The organism is Arthrobacter sp. CG_A4 (assembly GCF_035985125.1).
Lineage (GTDB): Bacteria > Actinomycetota > Actinomycetes > Actinomycetales > Micrococcaceae > Arthrobacter.
Map to the genome: position 1 here is coordinate 17389 of NZ_JAXCID010000040.1, position 21599 is coordinate 38987.

A 21599-nucleotide genomic window follows, 5' to 3' on the forward strand; every position below is an offset into this window, starting at 1 on the left:
TGCGGGCTAGTCAGCCACCACCCAGATGGCTCCGGACGCTGACGCACCCAGATCGATGTCCCGGTCACGCCCCTGGAGACGGATGGTGGTGACGTCCGCGTAAGGACGGTGTTCCCGAACGGAAAGCTTCGTATCCGGCGCGAGGCCCAGTTCGGTAAAGTACCGCAGCATCTCCGGGTCGGCGTCGGAAATGCGGGTAATGGCTACGGTCCGGCCGGTGTCCGCGGCGGAGAGCCTTGTTGCGGCGGGCAGATGCGGCTGGCCGTCGGCGGTGGGTATGGGGTCGCCGTGCGGATCCCGCCTGGGGTACCCGAGTTTCTGGTCGATGCGTTCGATCAGCTTGTCGGAGACGGCATGCTCCAGGACTTCGGCCTCGTCGTGGACTTCGTCCCAGCCGTAGCCCAGCATCTGGACCAGGAATGTTTCCAGGAGGCGGTGCCTTCGGACCATCGCGACGGCGTGTTCCCGCCCCTCGTCCGTTAGCCCGATACTCCCGTAGGGTGCGTGCGCCACGAGGCCCTGCCTGACCAGTTTCTTAACCCCATCCGACACAGTCGAGGGCATGACGCCCAGCCGCTCGGCCATCGCGCCGACGGTCATCTGGGTTGCTGACCACTCCGTGGCTGACCAGATGAGCTTGAGGTAGTCCTGGGCTGACGGGGATAAATCGGAGACGGGCATGGCATCAATGGTAGCAAGCGGGAGCACAATGTTAGGCTTATCGAACAATATTGTTTGCTTCATGAATCAATGGGGATGGGCATGCCGAAAACGCCCTCGGAACAGTTACCGAGCAGGCGGTCCATGCTGTCCGGCGCCGCCGCGTTTGCCGCGGTCCCGGCCATTTCCGCCCTTCGGCCGCAGGCGTCGGACGGTCATGGCCAGCACGGCGGAGCGGCAAACGGCGGCGGAGCGGCAAACGGCGGCGGGGCGGCCCCGCCGTCGGGCCCCAATACGACGGCGGGCGGAGATTCGGGCGGCGGGACGCTCGGGACGAGTCCCACGGCAGTGACCAACCATGCCGGTCATGCCGGCTTTGCGGGCGGGTCCGTTCTGCCGGAGCTCGCCGGCATCGACCCCACGGCGATCCTGCGCGACTTTGACCGCGGCAGGACCAGCACCCTGCCGGACGGCCGGACACTGCGCGAATGGGACATCGTAGCGGTGGACAAGGACTTCGAAATCGCCCCCGGCATCATCTTCAAGGGCTGGAGCTACAACGGCCGCATCCCCGGGCCGACGCTGTGGGCGCGGGAGGGGGACGCTCTGCGCATCCACTTTACGAACTCCGGAGCACACCCGCACACCATCCACTTCCACGGCATCCACCGCGCCACCATGGACGGCACGCCGGGAATCGGCGCGGGATCCATTGCCCCCGGGCAACGCTTCACCTATGAATTCGATGCCACGCCGTTCGGCACGCACCTGTACCACTGCCACCAGTCACCGCTGGCTCCGCACATTGCGAAAGGCCTCTACGGCGGCTTCATCATCGAACCCAGCGAGGGCCGGCCAAAGGCCGACGACGAGATGGTGATGGTCATGAACGGCTACAACACCGACGGCGGGGATGACAATGAGTTCTACTCCGTCAACGGCCTCCCGTTCCACTTCATGGACTTTCCGGTCAAGGTCGCGCAGCACGAACTGGTGCGCATCCACCTGATCAACGTCCTGGAATACGATCCCATCAACTCGTTCCACGTGCACGGCAACTTCTTCCACTACTACCCCACCGGGACCATGCTGACGCCCAGCGAGTACACGGACACTATCTCCCAGGTCCAGGGCCAGCGCGGCATCGTGGAACTCCGCTTTCCCTACCCGGGAAAATTCATGTTTCACGCCCACAAAACCGAGTTCGCCGAGCTGGGCTGGATGGGATTCTTCGAGGTGATCGCATCATGACGGCCAAAGACACCACAACGGCTCAAACCACGACGGCGGCACCCACGACGGCGGCACCCGCACCCGCGCGCGGGCGGCCGCAAGCCCCCCGCTGGCTGCTTGGGCTCGGGCCGCTGGTCCTGATCGCGGTCCTGCTAGGCCTGTTTTCACTCTTGAATGCGCCGGGGCTCGCCAAACTGTCCGACGGCGTTCCGCCCAGGGAAGAGATCGCCGTTGAGAACATCCGGCTGACGCCCGGCCAGATCTCCGTCACGGTCCGCAACGAGGGCCCGGACCCCGTCACTATCGCCCAGGTGAACGTCTCTGACTACTACGCAATGTTCACCCAGTCCCGCGACATCATGGCGCCGCTGGAGTCCTCCACCCTTGCCATCGACTACAACTGGGTAGACGGCGATCCCTACGAGATCGCCCTCGTGACCTCCAGCGGCGGCAAGATCCTGGCGGACATCGCAGCGGCGGCCCCGAGCCCGGAACGCGGCAGCCAATTTTTCGGGCTCATGACGCTCCTCGGCGTCTACGTCGGCGTGATCCCGGTAGCCCTGGGGATGCTGTGGATGCCGTTTGTGCGCCGCTCCTCCGCAGCGTGGATCCGGGTGCTGCTGGGAGTCACAGTGGGGCTGCTCGCCTTCCTGGCCCTCGACGCGACCCTGGAAGCCGTGGAACTCGTGGCCAACAACGGCGCCTTCGGCGGGACCATGGTGGTATTCCTCGGCGCCCTGACCTCCTATCTGGTGCTGGAAGGAACGGACGCCTGGATGCGCCGACACCAGAAGATCGGCGATACCGGCCGGCCGGAGGCTCTTCCCCCGCGACGCCTGGCACTGCTGATCGCCATCGGAATCGGGCTCCATAACTTCGGCGAAGGACTCGCCATCGGCTCCGCCTACGCTGTCGGTTCCCTCGCTCTGGGCGCCTCACTGATTGTCGGTTTTGCCATCCACAACACCACCGAGGGCTTGGCGATCGTCACCCCGCTCGCCAAGGAACCGCCCGGACTCGGCCGGCTTGTTGCCCTCGGACTCATCGCCGGGGCACCCGCCGTGGCCGGCGCCGTCGTCGGATCCGCTGTCTTCCAGCCCGCCCTGTCGGCGTTCCTGTTGGGCGTCGGCGCCGGAGCGGTGGTCCAGGTTGCGGTCAAACTCCTTCCCCTGCTGAAGGATGGGCAGGGGAAGACCTTCACCGCGCTCACCAACCTCGGCATCATCCTTGGACTGGCCGTGATGTTTGTGACGGGGCTGCTGGTCCGGGCCTAGGCACGGAGTGGCCCGGCATAGCGTCCGCACTGGACCTTCGGTTTGCCGGTGACCCCGCAGCAGGATGCGCACGTCGGCCGCATCGTCGGCGGGTCGGGCGCAGGGGGTCGGCGCGGGGGTCAGTCGATTGGGGGCAGTCGTCGGCGGGTCAGTGGTGGAGTCAGTCGTTGGGGGCAGTCGTCGTGGGGTCAGCCGTGGGTGGGTTCGCCGGTGACTTTGTGGTCGGCGTGGTTCAGGCCCTCGATGACGAGGCGGCTCAAGTGTCCGTCGGCGATGCTGTAAACGACGCGGCGGCTCTCTTTTTGGGTGGTGACCAGTCCGCTGAAGCGCAGCTTGGCCAGGTGCTGGCTGACGGAGGTCCGGGACGCCCCGGTGCGCTCCACCAGGGACGTCACATCGGAGGGTTCCTGGGTAAGGAGCCAGAGGATATGCAGGCGGGTAGGGTCCGAGAGCATCCGGAACGTGGCGGTGGCGGTCCCGAGCCGCCGGGTGTCGGGTGCCCCGGGGTGGTGCAGGCTGGGTGCCGTGCTGCGTTTGATGCTGTCCACCCGATCACCCTTTCGTGGTTGCCGGCGCTGAACCGGTCCGGGATGTTGCGGGCCAGAATCTCAGGGCCGCCACGGTACTGAGTGTAGCCATCGCCGCGAGGATAGCGGCCGCGGCGGGCTGGCCGGCAGCGGCGCCGATCCAGCCGGCCACGGGGTAGGTGATGATGTAGCAGGCGTGGGAAAGGGAGAACTGGGCGGTGAAGATGTAGGACCGCGTACTGTCTGTCGCGGCGCGGCGCAGCAGCCGGGCCGCGGGTGTGTTTATCATCGACGTGCCGGCGCCCAGGACTACCCACAGGCCCAGCAGTACAGGCCAGGGCCCGGACACAGTGAGCAGCAGGAACGCCCCGGCCAGGCCGAGGGAGAGCAGCACGGCCCCTGCCCGCATGAAGGCCCGGTCCGGCAGACGGTCCAGAATCCGGGGGGCCGTAAGGGCTACGACCATGGACCCGGCGCCGAAGCAGGCCAGAGCGATGGCGACGTCGGTGTTGGACCCGCCGAAGAGCTCCCGAGCGTAGACCACGGTGTTGACCAGCACCAGGGCTGTGGCGGCGGCCACGGCGAGGTTCAGGGCCATGAGCCCGCGCAATTCCGGGGTGCCGGCAAATATCCGGGCGCCCAGGGTGGTGCGGTGCCACAGGCTCCCCTCCAGCGGCGCAGCATCCGCAGCGGGCAGCCTGGTGGTGACGACCAGCGCCGCCGAGAGCAGGAACCCGGCCACGGTTCCCAGGAACAGCTCGTGGAAGGACAGCACCGTCAGCAGCGCCGCCGCCAGGGCCGGGCTGACCAGGGATTCGAGGTCGTACGCCAGACGGGAGAGTGACAGGGCCCGCGTGTAGTGCCGCTCATCGGGCAGTACCACCGGGATTAGTGCCTGGAAGGCCGGAGTGAAGGTAGCCGAAGCGCTCTGCAGCACAAAGACCAATACATAGATCTGCCATGCCTGGTCCACCATCGGCAGCATCAGCGCGATGCCCGCGCGGATCAGGTCCGCGCCGACCAGTACGGCCTTTTTGGGCAGCCTCTCCACCAGGGCCGCCATCAGGGGAGCAATGAAGACATAGGCCAGCATTTTGATCGTCAGGGCTGTGCCGAGAACGGCGCCGGCCTGTCCGCCAGCGAGGTCAAAGGCCAGCAGGCCCAGTGCCACCGTGAGGAGACCGGTGCCGAGCAGGGCCACGATCTGCGCCGAAAAGAGCTTCCGGTAGGCCGGAACGGCCAGGACTTCAAGCAACGGGACTCCTCGGATCGGCTTGACAATTCAATAGGTGCTTACGTATGCACTTACAGTAACCCATTTCCCGCGCAACGATCTCCGCTGCCCCCGTTCACCAACCCGAACGGCCGGCAATATCCCGGCGCCGGCCGGGATGCCAATATCCGGGCCAGTCGTTCCGGCCACCCACCAGGCCCGGGGTCTCGAGGCTCGGACAGTGGAGCCCGGATACGGAGCCCGCCACGACAGTACACAATTGCCTGAGTACATTCCTGCATGTACTTTAGAGTCATGGAAACCCTCACCCACGCCCCGGTGCTGGCCCGGTTCGGCTTCGCCGTGTCCGATCCCACCAGGGCCCGGATCCTGCTGGCCCTCGCTGACGCGCCCGCCTACCCGTCGGACCTCGCCGATTCCCTTAACGTGTCACGGCAGAGCATGTCCAACCATCTGACGTGCCTTCGTGGCTGCGGACTGGTGGTGGCCGTTCCGGATGGCCGCCGGAGCCGGTACGAGCTCGCGGATGCGCGGCTGGGCCACGCGATCGGTGACCTGATCGGCGTCGTGCTGGCCGTGGACCCGGCCTGCTGCGCCCCCGACGGGACGTGCCCGGCATGACGGCGCTCCAGTTGGCGCCCAGCCCCGTGCGCCGCGCCGTACTCAGCCGGCGCATCCGGATCTTTGCCGCCGCGACCATCAGCTACAACATTGTTGAGGCCGTCGTGGCGCTGTGGGCCGGCAGCGCCGCCGACTCGTCCGCGCTCATCGGCTTCGGCTTGGACTCCGTGATCGAGGTGGCGTCCGCCGTCGCCCTGTCCTGGCAGTTTGCCGCCAGGGACCCCGAACGGCGCGAGCACCTCACCCTGCGGATCATCGCCATCTCCTTCTTCGCCCTCGCCGCCTTTGTCATCCTTGACTCCGTAACCTCCCTGGCCGGCGGCGGTGCGGCACGTCATTCCACGCCGGGCATCGTGATCGCGGCCCTGAGCCTGGCCATCATGCCTGTGCTGTCCTGGCTGCAGCGCCGGGCAGGGCGCGAACTCGGCTCCCGGACGGCGGTGGCCGACTCCAAACAGACGCTGTTGTGCACCTACCTCTCCGCCGTCCTGCTGGTCGGGCTGGTGCTGAACAGCACCTTGGGCTGGTGGTGGGCCGACGCCGGCGCAGCCCTGGTCATCGCCGTGATCGCCGTCCGCGAAGGCGTCAGCGCATGGAAGGGCGACGTCTGCTGCACCGTTCCCCAGAATGCAGACCCGCAGGCGGCGGCAACCGACGACGCCGAAGCGGACGACTGCTGCCAGGCCCCGGCCCCTGTACCGGCGCCCGGCCCGGGCACAGACCCGGCCCCCGCCCCCGCCACCGTTGCAGACCACGGCCGCGGCACGGTCATTCAGGACTCATCATCGGCAGCCACGAAAAACCCTGAGGTGGGGGGTGAGCGGTCCTCCTGTTGCCCGGGCTGTGCTTCCAGCCGGGAACCTCAGGCCGTCACCGTGAGCCTCGGCCCGGGCTCGGGTCTGGGCCCGGACTCGGGCCGCAGCTCGGGCTCGGCTCACAGGGACGCCTGAGTCATGGACTTCGAACTGCGCACCATTCCGGGCTGCCCGAACGCCGTCCCGGCCCTTGAATTATTCCGTGCCGTCCTGGCGGCAGAAGGGTTCCACGCAGAACACGTGACCGTCCGTGAGATATCCTCCGAGCGCGAGGCCGAGGAGCTCCAGTTCCACGGCTCCCCGTCGTTCATCGCTGGGGGAAATGACCTGATTCCTGCGGATTCCGCACCGGCCCTGAGCTGCCGCCTCTACCGCACAGGGAACGGCGTGACAGGACTTCCTTCCGTCGAGTTGTTGCGCACCGCAGTCCGTGCCCCCGGCTCCTCGGCGTGAGCTGTCAACCGCTTGATCCCTCCGACACCCAGGACTTGGAGACACGCGCATGAGTGGTCATGACCTCGGCCATGGAGCTGCCGGCGCCTCCGGACCCGGTAACCGCGGCAAACTGATCATCGTCTTCGCGATCACATTCACGGTCATGATCGCGGAAATCATCGGTTCGAGCCTCACCGGCAGCCTCGCGCTCCTAGCCGATGCCGGCCACATGTTCACGGATTCCACCGGGCTGCTGATCGCATTCATCGCCGCGTCGCTGGCACTGAAACCGGCCACTCCGAAACGGACGTGGGGTTACAAGCGGGCCGAAATCGTCACCGCGGCGGGCCAGGCAGCCCTGCTGCTCGGCGTCTGCGGCTTCGTCATCGTCGAGGGGATCCGCCGCCTCTTCGAGCCTCCGGAGGTCGGCGGAGACGCGATGCTCTGGTTCGGCATCATCGGTCTCGCCGGGAACGTCGTCGGGCTGATCGTCATTGCGTCCGGCCGGAACCACAACTTCAATATGAAGGCCGCGTTCCTGGAAGTGCTCAACGATGCGCTGGGGTCCGTGGCTGTGATCGTCGCGGCGATCATTATCGCTGTGACCGGCTGGGTCCAGGCTGACGCCGTCGTGTCGCTGTTCATCGGCGTCCTCATCATCCCCCGCACGCTCAAGCTGCTGCGCGACACCGTGAACGTCCTGATGGAGAACGCGCCCCAGGGGCTGGACATGGCCAAGGTCCGCGACCACATCCTGGCACTCCCTCACGTCATCGACGTCCACGACCTGCACGCTTCCCTGGTGGCCTCCGGCACACCGGTCCTCTCGGCGCGCGTGACCGTCGAGGACAGTTGTATGACGGATGGCCACGCCGCCACCATATTGGCGGATCTGCAGCGCTGCGTTGCCGAACATTTTGACGTCAGCGTCGAACATTCCACCTTCCAAATCGAACCCGCCGCCCACCGTGACCAGGAAAGCATCCCGCACTGATGACTCAGACACCCCTAAAAACCGCCTCCGCCCCGAAAGACCCTGCGAAGAAAGCCCGCCTCGTGATCTGGATCCTGCTCGGCGTCATCGTCGCCGCCGGAGTGCTCTGGTACGCGGTTTTTTCTGCGACCAAGACGGCACCGCCTACCCCGCAGCCCGCCGCAGACGCGCAGCTTGTCCGCGACGACAGCCACCGGGTTACTTCACCTGTCACGGAGAAGGCCCAGCTTGTCGAGTTTCTGGACTTCGAATGCGAGTCCTGCAGCGCAGCGCGGCCCCTCGTGGAGGAACTCAAGAAGGAGTACGGTGACCGGATCACCTTCGTGAACCGATACTTCCCCCTGCCCGGACACCGGAACTCCGGCACGGCGGCCCTGGCCGTGGAAGCTGCTGCGCAACAGGGCAAGTATGAGCAAATGTATGCCAAGATGTTCGAGACGCAGCCCCAGTGGGGCGAAAAGCAGGATTCGCAGGCGCCGCTGTTCAGGACCTTCGCGCAGGAGCTGGGACTGGACCTGGGCAAGTATGACGATGCCGTGGCGGATGAGCAGACCATTGACCGGATCCGCAAGGACGTCACCGACGGCAAAGCGCTGGGCGTGACAGGAACCCCTACGTTCTTTCTCGACGGTAAAAAGCTGACGCTGAGTACCGAGGCAGACTTCCGCCTAAAACTCGCCGACGCCGCTAATTAGCAGCGTCAGACCAGGGTGTGCCCGCTCAGGGCGCTGAATGCCTGCGCGGACGGAGCTTTTCCCGGCTCGGAACGGCAGATATGCGAACGCCGTCGTAAAATTCGTATGGTCCCTTGTTGAGGAAAACGATCTGCGGATCCGACTTTGGACATGCGTGGGACAGCGTCGGAGAATGACACATGGGCCGCTGCCCCGGCACACCGCGCGCACCGGAGCAGTCAGCCCTGATCGACCAGCCGGATCGACGACAAGCGAGGGAGCTCGGCATGACCATTCCACCACCCTACGAACCCGACCCGTTTCCGCCGGAGCCCGGCCCGGTGACGCCTCCGGCGCCGATCCCGGCACCGGGACCCGCGCCAACTCCCGGGCCGTTTCCCATGCCCGGTCCGCTGCCGATTCCCGACCCGGGACCGGTTCCGCCGCGGCCTGACCCGACCCGGTTCTAAACGCCTGGCCACGGCACGCGTCTCATGACGCGCAAAGCCCTACGCGACACGCAAATGCCCCCTCGACACGGGAATTCCGGTGTCGAAGGGTCATTTGCGCGTCGCCAGGAAGACTGCGCGTCGGGAAGACTGCGCGTCGGGGCCTACGGCAGGATGATGTCGCGCGTGCGGTGGTCGTAGTGGATGACCAGTTGGCCGCCGCCGTGGCGCACCTCGTGATTGGCGCCGTCGAAGGCTCCGAACGCGCCAAAGTTCTCATCCCAGGAGCGGTTGAGGGCGATCTTGAAGCTGTAGAAACCGGCTGGGAGATCAGCCGCGAGCTTCCAGAGCTGATCAACGAGATCCAGTTCCATCTGGACTTCGTCATACTGCGGTGCCCAATTGGCGGGCGCGCCCAGGAGGACGTTGAAATCACCGACGACGGCGACTGCCTCCGGCTGGTCGATGGTCTGGACGCTGGCGCTGGCGGCGGCGGCAGCCGGGGCGGCGGCTGAGCCGGGAGCCGAGGCAGCCTCGTGTGCCTTCGCAGCAGCCTTGGCAGGGGCCTTGACTGCGGCCGCGCGCTTGCGTACGCCCTTGGCGACCGGGGCATCGGCCTCTTCGACCAGCTTGGCGGCCTTCGACGGTGCAGCAGCCTTCGGGGCAGCCTTGCCGGAAACCTTGGGATCAGCTTTCGACGGTGCTTCCGCCGCGGCGGCAGCCTTCGGAGCAGCCTTTGGAGCCGGCGCAGACGGCAGCGGGGTGCCGGCCGGGACGGGAGTTCCGGCGTCGAGCGCTGCAGCAAAAGCTGCAGGCGCAGCGAAGGCGACCGTGGCACGCTGTCCGTCGTCGGTGATGCTCCAGCCGGAACGGCCCTTGACCAGCCAGCCGGCCTTGACCAGCTTCGCCGTGGCAGTGGTCAGCGTCTTGTGTCCGCGGGGAATTCCACCGCTGAGCAGCTCGCGCTCAAACTCGTTGAGCGGAACGTGTGCGATTGCCTCGCCCAGCACCGCCCCGGCGTTCAGTTTCTCACCCGTCCATACCCCCTCGGCAAGAACGTCCAGCACGGCCTTCAGCCGAAGGTTGGTGTTTTCCGCAGTGTTCGCGCCCATGGGTCTCCTCTAGCAGCAATTGATCCACCTGCATCTTGCCAAGGTTGGGTGCATTTTCGCGAGTAGAAACGGTTAACTTTGTGTGTCGTGACCCACTATTACGGTCCGGCCGGGAGGTCGCAGGAACGCCCAGTCATCCCTACCCGCCAGTAGAAAACAACGCGGGGTCACTTACGGCCCGTCCCAGCCCTCAGAATGGGCCGTAAGTGACCCCGCGTTGCTTGATGCTGTTAGTGCCCGGATGCTGCCAGTTCGGCCAGCAGCTCCGTTTTGCGTTCCTCGCTCGCGAAGGAGGAACGGATCGAGTTCGCCGCCATCCGCACGCAGTCGAACTCGGACAGGCCCATCACCGATTTCAGCTGCGCGAAGTTGTCATCCACGTACCCGCCGAAATACGCGGGATCATCCGAATTCACACTGACGTTCAGCCCGGCCGCGAGCATTGCCGCCAGCGGATGCTCGGCCAGTGTGTCCACAGCCCGCAGCCGGACGTTGGACAGCGGGCACACGGTCAGCGGCGTGAGCTCGTTCACCAGCCGTTCCACCAACTCCGGGTCCTCCATACAGCGGATGCCGTGGTCGATCCGCTCGACGTCGAGGATGTCCAGGGCATCAATGATGTACGACGGCGGGCCCTCCTCGCCGGCGTGCGCTATCCGGTGCAGCCCGGCCTCGTTGGCCCGGGCAAAGAGCCGCTCGAACTTGGCCGGCGGGTTGCCCACCTCGGCCGAATCCAGCCCGATCCCGGCGATGGGCGCATTCATGGCCAGCAGTTTTTCGAGCACCTCCAGCGCGGATTCCTCGGACAGATCCCGCAGGAAGGCGGCGATCAGCAGGGTTGAGATGCCGAATTCCTCCACGGAGGTAGCCAGCACCGACGCGACGCCGTTAACGCAGTTCTCCAGCGACACCCCGCGGGACAGATGCGCCTGCGGATCCAGCATGATCTCGGCGTGCCGCACCCCGGCGAGTGCAGCCCGGGTCAGGTAGGACCGGGTCATGTCGGCGAAGTCCTGCTCGGTCCGGAGCACGGCCATGTTGGCGTAGTACAGGTCCAGGAATGACTGCAAATCCGTGAACTCGTACCGCGAGCGCAGCTCATCCAGGTCCGCGTACGGCAGCTGGATCCCGTTCCGCTCGGCGAGCGCGAAAATCAGTTCCGGTTCCAGCGTTCCCTCGATGTGCAGGTGCAGCTCCGCAACCGGAAGCGGGCCGTGCACCTCCTCCGGGACCTCGAAGAGCTCCGGCGCCGCGCCGCCTTCCGGGTACGGCTGGGCTGCTTTGGTGCCGGCAACAGCGTCGCCGTCGTTAGTTTCCATTGGGTAAGGATATGCCCGCGGCTGGCAGACCCGGATAGAGTCGATTGGATGCACAGTGATCAGCATGCTTCCGATCTGCCCGGCCCGCCCCCCGGCCTGTCCCCGGACGGCCCCGCGGACGGCTTCGTCCGGGTCCGCGGCGCGCGGGAAAACAACCTGCGGAACGTGGACGTGGACGTCCCCCGCGACGCGATCGTCGCCTTCACCGGCGTCTCAGGTTCGGGCAAGTCCTCGCTGGCGTTCGGCACCATCTATGCCGAGGCCCAGCGCCGCTACTTCGAATCCGTGGCGCCCTACGCCCGCCGGCTCATCCAACAGGGCCACAACCCCAAGGTGGACACGATCACCGGGCTGCCTCCCGCCGTCGCGCTCCAACAGCGCCGCGGCACGCCCAGCTCGCGGTCCACGGTCGGCACGGTCACCACGCTCTCCAACTCGCTGCGGATGCTCTTCTCGCGCGCCGGCAGCTACCCCGACGGCGCCGGCCAGCTCGACTCGGATGCCTTCTCTCCCAACACCGCCGCCGGTGCCTGCCCGGTCTGCCATGGCCTCGGCATCGCGCACACCGTCACCGAGTCATCACTGGTCCCGGATACCTCGCTCAGCATCCGCGACGGTGCCATCGCGGCCTGGCCCGGCGCCTGGCAGGGCAAGAACCTGCGCGACATCCTCACCCACCTGGGCTACGACGTCGACACACCGTGGCGCAAGCTGCCCAGGAAGCACCGCGACTGGATCCTCTTCACCGAGGAACAGCCCGTAGTGGAGGTGACCCCGCAGCGCGACCGCGTGGCCAAACCGTACAAGGGCCGGTTCTGGAGCGCCAAAAGCTATGTGCTGCACACCCTCGCCGATTCCAAAAGCACCACCATGCGCGACCGCGTGCTGCGCTTCATGGAGACCGGCCCGTGCCCCCGCTGCGGCGGCAGCGGACTGACGCCCGCCGCCCTCGCCGTGACCTTCGCGGGCCGGACCATCGCCGGGCTCAACGCCGTGCCGATGGCCGAGCTTGCCGAGATCATCCGCCCCACCACCGAACTCACGGAGGCCGGTACCGCCTCGCGCAAGCAGGCCTCGGGTGAGAGCAACGAGGTGGCCGTGGCCATCACCCGCGACCTCCTGCAGCGCGTCACGGTGCTGCTGGATCTGGGCCTTGGCTACCTGGCCTTGGGCCGCGCCACACCCACGCTCTCCCCCGGCGAAATGCAGCGCCTCCGGATCGCCACCCAGCTCCGCTCCGGCCTGTTCGGCGTGATCTACGTGCTGGACGAGCCCTCCGCCGGCCTGCACCCCGCCGACGCCGAGCCCCTCCTGGCCGTCCTGGACCAGCTCAAGGCCGCCGGCAACTCAGTGTTCGTGGTGGAGCACAACATGGACGTGGTCCGCCGCGCCGACTGGCTCGTGGACGTCGGACCGCACGCCGGTGAAGGCGGCGGCGAGGTGCTCTACAGCGGCCCCGTGGCCGGCCTCGCCGAGGTGGAGGCATCCGTGACCCGGCCGTTCCTGTTCCCCGACGCCGCGGATACTGGTACTTCCGGCGGTGCCAGCGGTTCCGGCGGTGCCGGGACGGGGGAGAAGAACGACGACGGCGGCCTTGCCGCCGGTCCGGGGGACGGCGGCCGCCGGGAAGCGTCGGGCTGGCTTGAGCTGCGCGACATCAGCCGGCACAACCTGCGGGAGCTGGACGCGAACTTCCCGCTCGGGGTATTGACGGCCGTCACGGGTGTCTCCGGTTCCGGCAAATCGACCCTGGTCAGCCAGGTCCTGGCGGAGGTGGTCGGCGCCCGGCTGCACCCGGAAGCCGGAACCAACGCGGCGGACACCTGGACCGGGGAGGAGCAGGCGTTGAGCGAATCCAGCGAGCCGCTGACGGTCGGACCCGTGTCCGGCCTGGACCACATCGACCGGCTCGTGAAGGTGGACCAGAAGCCGATCGGCCGCACCCCGCGGTCCAATCTCGCTACCTACACCGGCCTCTTCGACGCGGTCCGCAAGGAATTCGCCGCCACGGACGGGGCCAGGGCCCGGGGCTTCGGAGCCGGACGCTTCTCCTTCAACGTGGCCGGCGGGCGCTGCGAAACCTGCCAGGGCGAGGGCTTCGTGGCTGTCGAGCTGTTGTTCCTGCCCGGCAGCTATGGCCCCTGCCCCGAGTGCCACGGCTCGCGTTACAACCCGGAAACCCTCGAAGTCACCTACCGCGGCAAGAACGTGGCGGAGGTCCTCGGCATGACAGTTGACGCCGCCGCCGAGTTCCTGGCCGGGGTCCCGGCCGCCGCGCGCAGCCTGCAGACCCTACGCGAGGTTGGTCTGGGCTACCTCCGCCTAGGCCAGCCCGCCACCGAACTCTCCGGCGGCGAAGCGCAGCGGATCAAGCTCGCTACCGAATTGCAGCGCGCCCAGCGCGGCCACTCGCTCTATTTGCTGGACGAGCCAACCACGGGGCTGCACCCGGCCGACGTCGAACTCCTCATGGCCCAGCTGCACCGGCTCGTCGACTCCGGAAACACCGTGATCGTGGTGGAGCACGAGATGGACGTAGTGGCCGCCGCGGACTGGGTGATCGATCTCGGCCCGGCCGGTGGCGACGCCGGCGGCAGGATCATGGCGGCCGGAACGCCCGCCGCCGTCGCGCGTTCCACGACGAGCCGGACCGCACCGTACCTGGCTGCGGTTGTCCGGGACTGACCCGGACCAGAGAATCCCTTAAAAATCACGTCTTGATAACGGCGGGAGCCTGCATTAACCTCGATGCCATGCCCGGAATCCGGGCCATGAATGCCCGGTGCTGCCACCACCTGCCACTGCCCGGCAGGCGGACACCGAACACGACCTCAATTGTCAGGGGCGGGCAGTGGCGTGACAACGTCCGGGGACGGGCCGAGCGCTGGTGGCCCTCAGGAGCATGTGTCGCCATGAACAATTCAATCCATCGCTCTGCCGCGCGCCGCGCCATCACGGCCGCGGCTGTCTCGATTGCCGGCGTCGCGCTGTCCGCCACGGCCGCCAGCGCAGCTGTCCCCAACGCCGCCGCCGCGTCCGTCTGGGATTCCCTCGCCCAGTGCGAAAGCAGCGGCAACTGGGCCATCAACATCGGTAACGGCTACGCCGGCGGGTTGCAATTCAGCCCCAGCACATGGGCGGCCTATGGCGGAACCGGGTCTGCGGCGAATGCCAGCCGTGAGCAGCAGATCGCTGTCGCCGTAAGGGTGCAGGCCGGCCAGGGCTGGGGAGCGTGGCCGGCCTGCGCCGCAAAGTTGGGCCTGGCCGGCGGCGCAGTAGCACCGCCCAGCGCAGCCAGGCCGCAGGCAGCCGCTGCTGTTCCGGCCCCGGCGGCTGCTGCTGTGCCTGCCCCGGCGGCCAAGGTGCCGGCCCGGAGCGCCGCGCCCAAGGCAGCCGTTCCGGCACCGCGACACGTTGCGGCGGTCACCCTGAGCGGCCGGACATACACAATCCAGAGCGGCGACACCCTGAGCAAGATCGCTGCGGAGCTCAACATCGCCGGAGGCTGGCAGCTGCTCTCCGACGCCAACGCTTCGACCATCAGCAACCCGAATCTGGTGTTCCCCGGCCAGGTGCTGCAACTCCCCGCCTAGCGGCTGGGCTGGTAGCGGCTCACTGGTCAGCTACTGACTGGTCAGCGGCTCACTGGTGAAACCACGACGCCGGAGCGAACCCTTGCGGGGTCGCTCCGGCGTCGGCTATATCCTTTGGGTGAAAATCCTGTCCGTGACGCTGGCTCAGGTGGCCCGTGGAATTTCGCGGACGATCCGAACCTTCCAGGCGGCGTCGTCGCTGGTGTCCAGCAGGGCCACGGTGCCCACGGCAAGGTGCAGGGCCACCCGCTTGGCGGCGAGGAGTTCGAGGTAGAGGCTCTCGTTCATCCGGGCCGGGGCGTCGATCACGTACTTCACGGCGTCGCGGACTTTGCGGTAGTTGGCGCTCTGCTCCCGGTGCAGGTGGAGTTCCAGCATCCGCCGCTGACGGATCTTCGGCTCTTGGCGGTTCAGCCAGGAGATCGCTGCGTGGACCGCCACCACGAGCGTCAGCGAAATGGCGTAGATCTCCCAGCCGCTGGAGAGCAGGAACAACGGCAGGTTGCCGATTGCGACGACGGCGATGAAGAGGCGGAACGCGAGGAAGCGTCGCATCGTGAGCGCGAAGGTGGCAAGTGCCAGGGGGAAACCGCGTTGCTCCCGGCGCGCCGCCGCAGGATCGATCGTGAATTCTTCCAGCACCAGCATGCCGTTGGCTTCCGGGCCCAGCATTTGTCCGTACTTGGGCGCAGACGGCGCTGTATCTTCGGGTACTGCTTCACTCGACATGGACGTGTCTTCCGGGCGGCAGGGGTATTTGAGCCAGTTTACGCTCCGATGCCGAGGGCCGTCCGTCCCGTTCCGGAATGTGAACACGCTCACCCGTGATCCCGTGCAATTGGCGCATTGGCTCCGTGGCCCCAAACTGGAGAGATGCAGACCTTTCTCCCTTTCCCCGATTTTCAGCAGAGCGCCGCGGTGCTGGACCGCGCGCGGCTCGGCAAGCAGCGCGTTGAAGCGCTGCAGGTCCTCCGCGCGCTGGTGATCCCGGAGTACGGCTGGCAGTCGCACCCCGCCATCCGGATGTGGATGGGGTACGTTCCCGCGTTGACGCTTTACGGCCTCACGATGGTGGACGAGTGGACGGCCCGCGGCGGCGAGGACACGACGCGCGGGAAAATCATGGAGTTCGCGCCCCAGGCCGCGCACCCGGACTATGCGGCCAAGATTCCGATGCCGCCGTGGCTGGGAAACCCTGAGTTGCACCTCAGCCACCGCTCCCGGCTGATCGGCAAGGACCCGCGCTTCTACACAGCGTTGTTCCCGGACACCGATCCGGACCTCGAATACGTCTGGCCTGAGCCGAGGCTCGACCTGCTGCCGGAGGATCCCGCCGGAGAGCGCATGTGGGTCCTCCGCCTGCCGCTTGGCGACACCGACCCAGCGAAGCTGGACACCGTCAGCCTGCCCCTTGTGGGTCGCGCGAAGGCCGCCGCCGAGGACGACGAGTACCAGTTCGTCTACGCCGATTCCGGCGCCCGGCGCCCGGCGAAGCAGCGCAAGCTTCCACCAAAGCAGCTCGTCAAGAAGCCGACGCGCAAGCGCCAACAGCAGGAAGAAGCGTTCACCACCCTTCCCGGCAACTCCGTGGTGGCCATCCCGATCGCCGGCGGCACCTCCTTCGCGGTAGGCAAGGTCCTAGGCCGGCCCATCACCGTGGACGGCCATTTCGCGCGCAACTTCCAAGTCGACGAAATCGTTGACCGCTCAGCCTTCGACTACCCGGCGCTGCTGCAGGATCCCCGGGTCTTCTTCCCGATTCCGGCTCGGTAGCCTGCTGGCGTTCGACGGCGGCGGGCGGCCGGTGCCGCCGTCGTGAGGCTTCGGCGGCAGCCGGCCCACGACGTCCGGCAGCCGGCCCACAAAAGCGCACAACGGCGGCGGCCACCCGGCCCCGGAGCCGAATACTGCCCGACGCCGAGAGACCCACCGCTGCATTCCGGCGGTCTTGCTGGTGTTAGGAGCTGGCGGCGCTGGTATTGATGTCGCCGTTGACGCCCTTGGGGAAGAACCCTCCTTCGCGTACTGCCTTGGGAGTCAGATAGGCGATATTCAGGACCTGACCGGCGCTCCGGCTGAAGGCGAGGCCATTCGCGTCGGTGGGGACGAGGTTGGCGGTATCTTTGGTCCCGATACCCTGGTCGAGGTCGGTGGATCCGTCCAGACTGTCCCGGGCATCGGAGATGGCCTTAGCGGGCATCTGCAGTCCGAGGGCGTAGAGGGTGGTCCGGATGATGCCGGCGTGGTAGGCCTCGACGGCAAGGATGCCGGCGGCAGCTTCGAGGTAGGTTTTGTTGTCGATCAGCGGCGCGGCTCCTTTGTAGGCGGTCACGCCGACGTCTTCGAAGATGAATGCACCCAGGAGGAAGCTGGTCTCGTCGGCGAAAGGGTTGAATGTCTGGCCGGCCTTGATCAGGCCTGCGGCCCTTGCCGCGGCGGTGAAGCTAGCGTTCAGATCGATTTGGGGACGGGAGACAGCGGCTTTTCCCAGTGCGCTGCGGAGGAACTTCACATGGGCTTCTTCATCGGCGGCTATTTCTTTGGCGTATTTTTCGATCAGGCTGCCTGACTTGAACGGTACCTTCGCGCCACCGGTGACACCTCCCTTGCGTCCCTTGCCGTCCGTGAGCCCGTCGTCCAGGCCGCGGCCGGTCACAGCCCGCAGGTAGAACTCGGCCTCGAGGTACTCGAGGTTGAGGGCAAAGTTCAGGATGGCCCCGTCGCTGGGCCCCTTGCCGGAATCCTCGTCCTCTCGGGACGCATACGCCGGTGAGCTGGCGAGGAGCGCGGCGGCGCCGCCAATCCCTGCGATGCCGGCGGCGCGGAACAAAATGCGCCGATCCATCGGGTCTTCGGCGCTGCGGCTCATTGCATCGGTAATGAATTTTTGGTCGAACATGGGTTTTCTCCTGTCATGAATGCGATTTTGAGACCATGACAATTCGGAGGATACGCCCACAGGGGGCCGGCCGGAAGAGCCCGCCGCAAATCTGACGGGGGACGACGGCTTTGGTCGCGGAACTCGAATTGGCTTGCGCCAGCGGGCCGGTGGAAACAAGATCCCGCCAGGATTTGCTCAGGGCTGACCGGAGCGGAGCCCGAAAGCTGGCAGACTTGCCGTCATGACTGTACTTCTGGCCGGCTGCGGCGATCTGGGAACCGAGGCCGGGCTGCGCTTTGCGGCCGCCGGCCACCGTGTGGTGGGCTGGCGGCGTTCGCCGGGGAAACTTCCGGCTGCCATCGAAGGCGCCGCGGCTGACTTGAGCGCCGGCGAACTGCCGCCCATCCCGGCGGACACCACCGCCGTCGTCGTCGCCATTGCAGCGGACTCACCCACCGAGGATGCCTACCGCGCCGCCTATGTGGACGGGGTATCGAACGTTTTGGACGCGGTGCTGGCCTCCCCCGCGCCCGTCCGGCGCGTGCTGTTCGTCTCCTCCACCGCGGTGTACGGCGACGCCGACGGCGGCTGGATTGACGAAAGCACGATGCCGGAACCCGCCGGGTTCTCGGGCCGCATCATCCGCGAGGCGGAAGAACTCCTGGCTAGTCGCCTGCACGGCACCGGCATCACGCCGGTGGTGCTGCGCCTCGGCGGAATCTACGGTCCCGGGCGGACCCGGCTGATCGACCAGGTGCGCAGTGGAGCGGCCGTGATGCCGACGGAATCGCGCTTCACCAACCGGATCCACCGCGACGACGCCGCGGCCGCGATCGTCCTGCTGTGCACCATGTCCGGGACGCCGGCCCCCTTGTACGTGGGCGTGGACAATGAACCGGCCCAGCTCGGCGAAGTGCTGCGCTTCCTGGCCGCCGAGCTGGGACTCCCGCAGCCGCCGTCGCGAATGGAAAGCGGCACCCGGGCTGACGGTTCAACCGTCCAAGCGACCGGCGGCGAGCCTCCCCGCGCGGGCGAGCCGACCCGCAAGGGCTGGCCGACCAAGGGCGAGCCGACCCGCACAGGCGAGCCGTCCCGGGGCGGCAACAAACGCTGCAGCAACACCCTGCTGCGTGGCACCGGTCTGGAGTTCCAGTACCCGAGTTTCCGGGAAGGCTATCGCGCCATTCTCGCCGGCGTGGGCGTCCGGCACGCCTAAGGGTCCGGCACGCCAGTTCCTGCCCGGTCCGGACAACACCTGGCCCAGACAACACCAGCTTCAGACATAAAGCCACCGAGCTTCCAGTGAGGGAAACAATGGACTTGCAGCAGATTATTGAAGCGGCCGGCCGGTATATGGATGTCGCCGGCGTGGCCGTCATGGTGATCGGCGCCGTCGTGTCCATCCCGATGGCTATGCGCGGATTCCAGCCGCGGCGCCTGCCTGCGGGGTCCGCCCCGCTGTCCGTGTACCGCTCCTACCGGCAATTGCTGGGCCGCTCGATCCTGCTGGGGCTGGAACTGCTTGTGGCCGCCGACATCATCCGGACTGTCGCCGTCGCTCCCACCTTTGAGAGCGTCGGCGTGCTGGCCATTATCGTGCTCATCCGGACCTTCCTGAGCTTCTCACTTGAGCTGGAAATCACCGGCCGCTGGCCCTGGCAGCATCAGCCCGATGCAGCCCTCACCGCGTCCGCGGCGAGCTGAATTCCTTCCAGGTGACGCCGTCCCCGGCTAGGCTCGGGGAATGACAGAAAACGTGCGTTCTCTTGCCCCCAAAGCCACCGAGCTGCTCCGCCTTCACCACGCGCCCGACATCCTGCAGGTCATCAACGTCTGGGACGCGATTTCCACGAAAGTGGTGGCTGACATTCCCGGCGCCCGCGCCGTGGCCACAGCCAGCCACTCCATCGCCGCATCGCTAGGCTATGCGGATGGCGAGAATATCCCGCTGGAAGACATGATCGACGCCATTCGGCTGATCTCCGACGCGACGTCGCTCCCCGTCAGTGCCGACCTCGAGTCCGGCTACGGAAACCCCGGCGAGACCGTGCGCAAGGCCATTGGTGCCGGCGTCGTCGGCGCCAACATCGAGGACCAGATGCGTTCCCTCGGCGATGCCGTGGCGCAGATGAGCTCCGTGGTGCGGGCAGCCGAGGCAGAGGGCATCGACTTCGTTCTCAACGCCCGTACCGACGCCTTCGTGAAGGGCCAGGACAGGGACCCCGCGGCTGTGCTGGCCGATGCCATCGAGCGTGGCCGCGCTTTCCTCGAGGTGGGTGCAACGACCGTTTTTGTGCCGGGCCTGCTGGATGAGGCCACCGTCACCGCGCTAGTGGAGGGGATCGGCTGGAACAAGGTTTCCGTCATCAATGTGCCCGGTTCCCTGGCCCCGGCCAGGCTCCAGGAACTCGGCGTCGCCCGCATCTCGTACGGCCCGTGGACCCAACGCGTGGCGCTGACCGCCCTGGCTGACGCCACAACGGCGTTGTTGGCCGGAGGGATGCTTCCGGAGGGAACCCGGGCCCTGAACTAATGGAGCACAACTGATGAGTCTCGACCCCTGGCCAAGCGCCCCCAGCCTTCCGGCCCCGATCATCATGGATCAGCGATGGACGGATGCCGTCTTTCTGCACTGGCGCATCCCTGATGCCGTGGCAGCGTCGTTCATGCCTCCGGGCGTGGTCCCGGACGTCTTCGACGGATCCGCCTGGGTGGGGCTGATCGGTTTCCGCATGCAGGGCGCCGGACTTGGCCAGGGGCCCGGGATTCCGTACTTCGGCAATTTCAACGAGATCAACGTGCGCCTCTACTCCCGGGAACCGGACGGCACCCGGGGTGTAGTCTTCCTCAGCCTGGACGCCTCGCGGCTGGCTGTGGTGCTCGCTGCGCGGGCCGCCGGGATTCCCTATGTGTGGTCGCGCGACCACTTCCGGGCAGCAAGTCCGGCGGACCCTTCCATCGGGTACTCGGTGCGCCGATTTCGGCGAGGTGCCCGGAGCGATTTCGCGGTGGCCCCGGAGCCCGACGCCGAAGCTACCGATCCGCTGTCCGTCCACCTCACCGCCCGGTTCGGACTTCATACCAGCTTCCGCGGCAAGACGCTCTACGTTCCGAACACACACAGCGCGTGGCCGCTGCACCGGGCGCGGGTGACCGTTCTGGAGGACCAGCTCATCGCTGCAGCAGGGATCATTGTGGAAGGGCCGCCCGAGTCGGTGCTGTTCTCGCCCGGCGTGCGCACGCAGTTTGGCCGGCCACGGGTGCTGGGCGGCGGGACCTGATTTTGCTTTAGGGCGGGGCGGCGGGGTCTGAATCTGTTTCGCCTGGGCGGCGGGGTCTGATTTTGTCTCAGGGCGGGCGATCTGGCGCCGGAGATGCCCGTCAGGCACGGAGTCAGTTTCGTGTCGGACCCCCTTAGTAATGTGGAGTTATGGAAACCGTCGGGGAATTCATTCCTTTCAAGGACACGGATCCGGGCCCGGCCCGGACCGGGATCCGGGCCGGACTCCGTGGCGCCTCCCTGGACCAACAGCCCGGCGTGGACAGCGCCCTTGCGGTACTCCGGGATGTCGCTTCAACGGCGGTGGCCGACGCGGGGGGCTGGGGATTCCGGACAGCGGCGGACTTCGCCGGGCAGGTGGAAGAGCTCTCCCGGACCGTGGAATATCTGCAACTCGTGGCGTCCGCCGCCGTGGACCGGACCCGGAAGCAGCCCGCCTCCGCGGTGAAAGGCACCACATCGTGGACCACCGGCTGGCGCGACACCCCGGCAGATACG

20 protein-coding genes and 2 pseudogenes are annotated in these 21599 nt (G+C 67.0%); 15 read left to right on the forward strand and 7 right to left on the reverse strand.

What is annotated here, in order from left to right; all coding sequences use genetic code 11:
* Positions 1-6: 6 nt before the first annotated feature.
* Positions 7-681 (reverse strand): metal-dependent transcriptional regulator, encoded by a 675-nt coding sequence (locus tag RCH07_RS15235; RefSeq protein ID WP_326968349.1) that lies wholly within the window; start codon positions 679-681, stop codon positions 7-9.
* An 81-nt stretch (positions 682-762) separates the two neighbouring features.
* Here RCH07_RS15235 and RCH07_RS15240 point away from each other — a divergent pair, with 81 nt between their 5' ends.
* Positions 763-1911: a multicopper oxidase domain-containing protein gene (locus RCH07_RS15240; RefSeq protein WP_326968329.1), complete on the forward strand. Its 1149-nt coding sequence runs from the start codon at positions 763-765 to the stop codon at positions 1909-1911.
* Positions 1908-3167, forward strand: a complete 1260-nt coding sequence (locus RCH07_RS15245) for a ZIP family metal transporter (RefSeq protein ID WP_326968330.1) — start codon at positions 1908-1910, stop codon at positions 3165-3167. The genes RCH07_RS15240 and RCH07_RS15245 overlap by 4 nt, the downstream gene beginning before the upstream one ends.
* Positions 3168-3355: 188 nt before the next feature.
* Here RCH07_RS15245 and RCH07_RS15250 read toward each other — a convergent pair whose 3' ends face one another.
* Together RCH07_RS15250 and RCH07_RS15255 are read right to left on the reverse strand one after the other, a co-directional pair.
* Positions 3356-3715, reverse strand: coding sequence for an ArsR/SmtB family transcription factor (locus RCH07_RS15250; RefSeq protein ID WP_326968331.1), 360 nt, complete (start codon positions 3713-3715; stop codon positions 3356-3358).
* A gap of 4 nt (positions 3716-3719) precedes the next feature.
* Positions 3720-4949 (reverse strand): MFS transporter, encoded by a 1230-nt coding sequence (locus tag RCH07_RS15255; protein ID WP_326968332.1) that lies wholly within the window; start codon positions 4947-4949, stop codon positions 3720-3722.
* Positions 4950-5222: 273 nt separating this feature from the next.
* Here RCH07_RS15255 and RCH07_RS15260 point away from each other — a divergent pair, with 273 nt between their 5' ends.
* The 5 genes and pseudogenes from RCH07_RS15260 to RCH07_RS15280 all read left to right on the forward strand — a co-directional run bounded on the left by RCH07_RS15260 (position 5223) and on the right by RCH07_RS15280 (position 8488).
* Positions 5223-5549: an ArsR/SmtB family transcription factor gene (locus RCH07_RS15260; protein WP_326968333.1), complete on the forward strand. Its 327-nt coding sequence runs from the start codon at positions 5223-5225 to the stop codon at positions 5547-5549.
* Positions 5546-6262, forward strand: a pseudogene (locus RCH07_RS15265) (cation diffusion facilitator family transporter); the annotation flags it as partial. The gene RCH07_RS15260 and the pseudogene RCH07_RS15265, both read left to right, overlap by 4 nt.
* A gap of 240 nt (positions 6263-6502) precedes the next feature.
* Positions 6503-6817 (forward strand): hypothetical protein, encoded by a 315-nt coding sequence (locus RCH07_RS15270; RefSeq protein ID WP_326968334.1) that lies wholly within the window; start codon positions 6503-6505, stop codon positions 6815-6817.
* Positions 6818-6866: 49 nt separating this feature from the next.
* Positions 6867-7793, forward strand: coding sequence for a cation diffusion facilitator family transporter (locus RCH07_RS15275; protein WP_326968335.1), 927 nt, complete (start codon positions 6867-6869; stop codon positions 7791-7793).
* Complete coding sequence (locus RCH07_RS15280; protein ID WP_326968336.1) at positions 7793-8488, forward strand: DsbA family protein; 696 nt, start codon at positions 7793-7795, stop codon at positions 8486-8488. Before RCH07_RS15275 ends, RCH07_RS15280 begins: the two co-directional genes overlap by 1 nt.
* Positions 8489-9080: 592 nt before the next feature.
* Here the strand turns inward: RCH07_RS15280 and RCH07_RS15285 are convergent.
* Positions 9081-10028 carry a pullulanase X25 domain-containing protein gene (locus tag RCH07_RS15285; RefSeq protein WP_326968338.1) on the reverse strand — a complete coding sequence of 316 codons (948 nt, stop codon included), beginning with the start codon at positions 10026-10028 and terminating at the stop codon, positions 9081-9083.
* A gap of 230 nt (positions 10029-10258) precedes the next feature.
* Positions 10259-11347 carry an adenosine deaminase gene (locus tag RCH07_RS15290; RefSeq protein ID WP_326968339.1) on the reverse strand — a complete coding sequence of 363 codons (1089 nt, stop codon included), beginning with the start codon at positions 11345-11347 and terminating at the stop codon, positions 10259-10261.
* Positions 11348-11395: 48 nt separating this feature from the next.
* Here RCH07_RS15290 and RCH07_RS15295 point away from each other — a divergent pair, with 48 nt between their 5' ends.
* Together RCH07_RS15295 and RCH07_RS15300 are read left to right on the forward strand one after the other, a co-directional pair.
* Positions 11396-14032: an excinuclease ABC subunit UvrA gene (locus RCH07_RS15295; RefSeq protein WP_326968340.1), complete on the forward strand. Its 2637-nt coding sequence runs from the start codon at positions 11396-11398 to the stop codon at positions 14030-14032.
* Positions 14033-14259: 227 nt separating this feature from the next.
* Entirely contained in the window at positions 14260-14940 is a 681-nt protein-coding gene (locus tag RCH07_RS15300) for a transglycosylase family protein (protein ID WP_326968341.1), read from the forward strand.
* A 144-nt stretch (positions 14941-15084) separates the two neighbouring features.
* On the opposite strand, the gene RCH07_RS15305 is transcribed toward RCH07_RS15300, so the two are convergent.
* Complete coding sequence (locus tag RCH07_RS15305) at positions 15085-15669, reverse strand: hypothetical protein (protein WP_326968342.1); 585 nt, start codon at positions 15667-15669, stop codon at positions 15085-15087.
* A 144-nt stretch (positions 15670-15813) separates the two neighbouring features.
* Here RCH07_RS15305 and RCH07_RS15310 point away from each other — a divergent pair, with 144 nt between their 5' ends.
* Complete coding sequence (locus RCH07_RS15310; RefSeq protein WP_326968343.1) at positions 15814-16713, forward strand: MSMEG_6728 family protein; 900 nt, start codon at positions 15814-15816, stop codon at positions 16711-16713.
* A gap of 184 nt (positions 16714-16897) precedes the next feature.
* Here RCH07_RS15310 and RCH07_RS15315 read toward each other — a convergent pair whose 3' ends face one another.
* Positions 16898-17839: a ferritin-like domain-containing protein gene (locus RCH07_RS15315; protein WP_326968344.1), complete on the reverse strand. Its 942-nt coding sequence runs from the start codon at positions 17837-17839 to the stop codon at positions 16898-16900.
* 223 nt (positions 17840-18062) lie between these two features.
* On the opposite strand from RCH07_RS15315, the gene RCH07_RS15320 reads away from it, so the two are divergent.
* From RCH07_RS15320 to RCH07_RS15340, 5 genes and pseudogenes are all read left to right on the forward strand, one after another.
* Positions 18063-19037, forward strand: a complete 975-nt coding sequence (locus tag RCH07_RS15320) for an NAD-dependent epimerase/dehydratase family protein (protein WP_326968345.1) — start codon at positions 18063-18065, stop codon at positions 19035-19037.
* Between the two features lie 98 nt (positions 19038-19135).
* Complete coding sequence (locus tag RCH07_RS15325; RefSeq protein ID WP_326968346.1) at positions 19136-19525, forward strand: DUF1622 domain-containing protein; 390 nt, start codon at positions 19136-19138, stop codon at positions 19523-19525.
* A 40-nt stretch (positions 19526-19565) separates the two neighbouring features.
* Positions 19566-20354 (forward strand): isocitrate lyase/PEP mutase family protein, encoded by a 789-nt coding sequence (locus tag RCH07_RS15330; protein WP_326968347.1) that lies wholly within the window; start codon positions 19566-19568, stop codon positions 20352-20354.
* A gap of 13 nt (positions 20355-20367) precedes the next feature.
* Positions 20368-21102 (forward strand): YqjF family protein, encoded by a 735-nt coding sequence (locus RCH07_RS15335; protein ID WP_326968348.1) that lies wholly within the window; start codon positions 20368-20370, stop codon positions 21100-21102.
* 149 nt (positions 21103-21251) lie between these two features.
* A pseudogene (locus RCH07_RS15340) lies at positions 21252-21599 on the forward strand (HNH endonuclease signature motif containing protein); the annotation flags it as partial.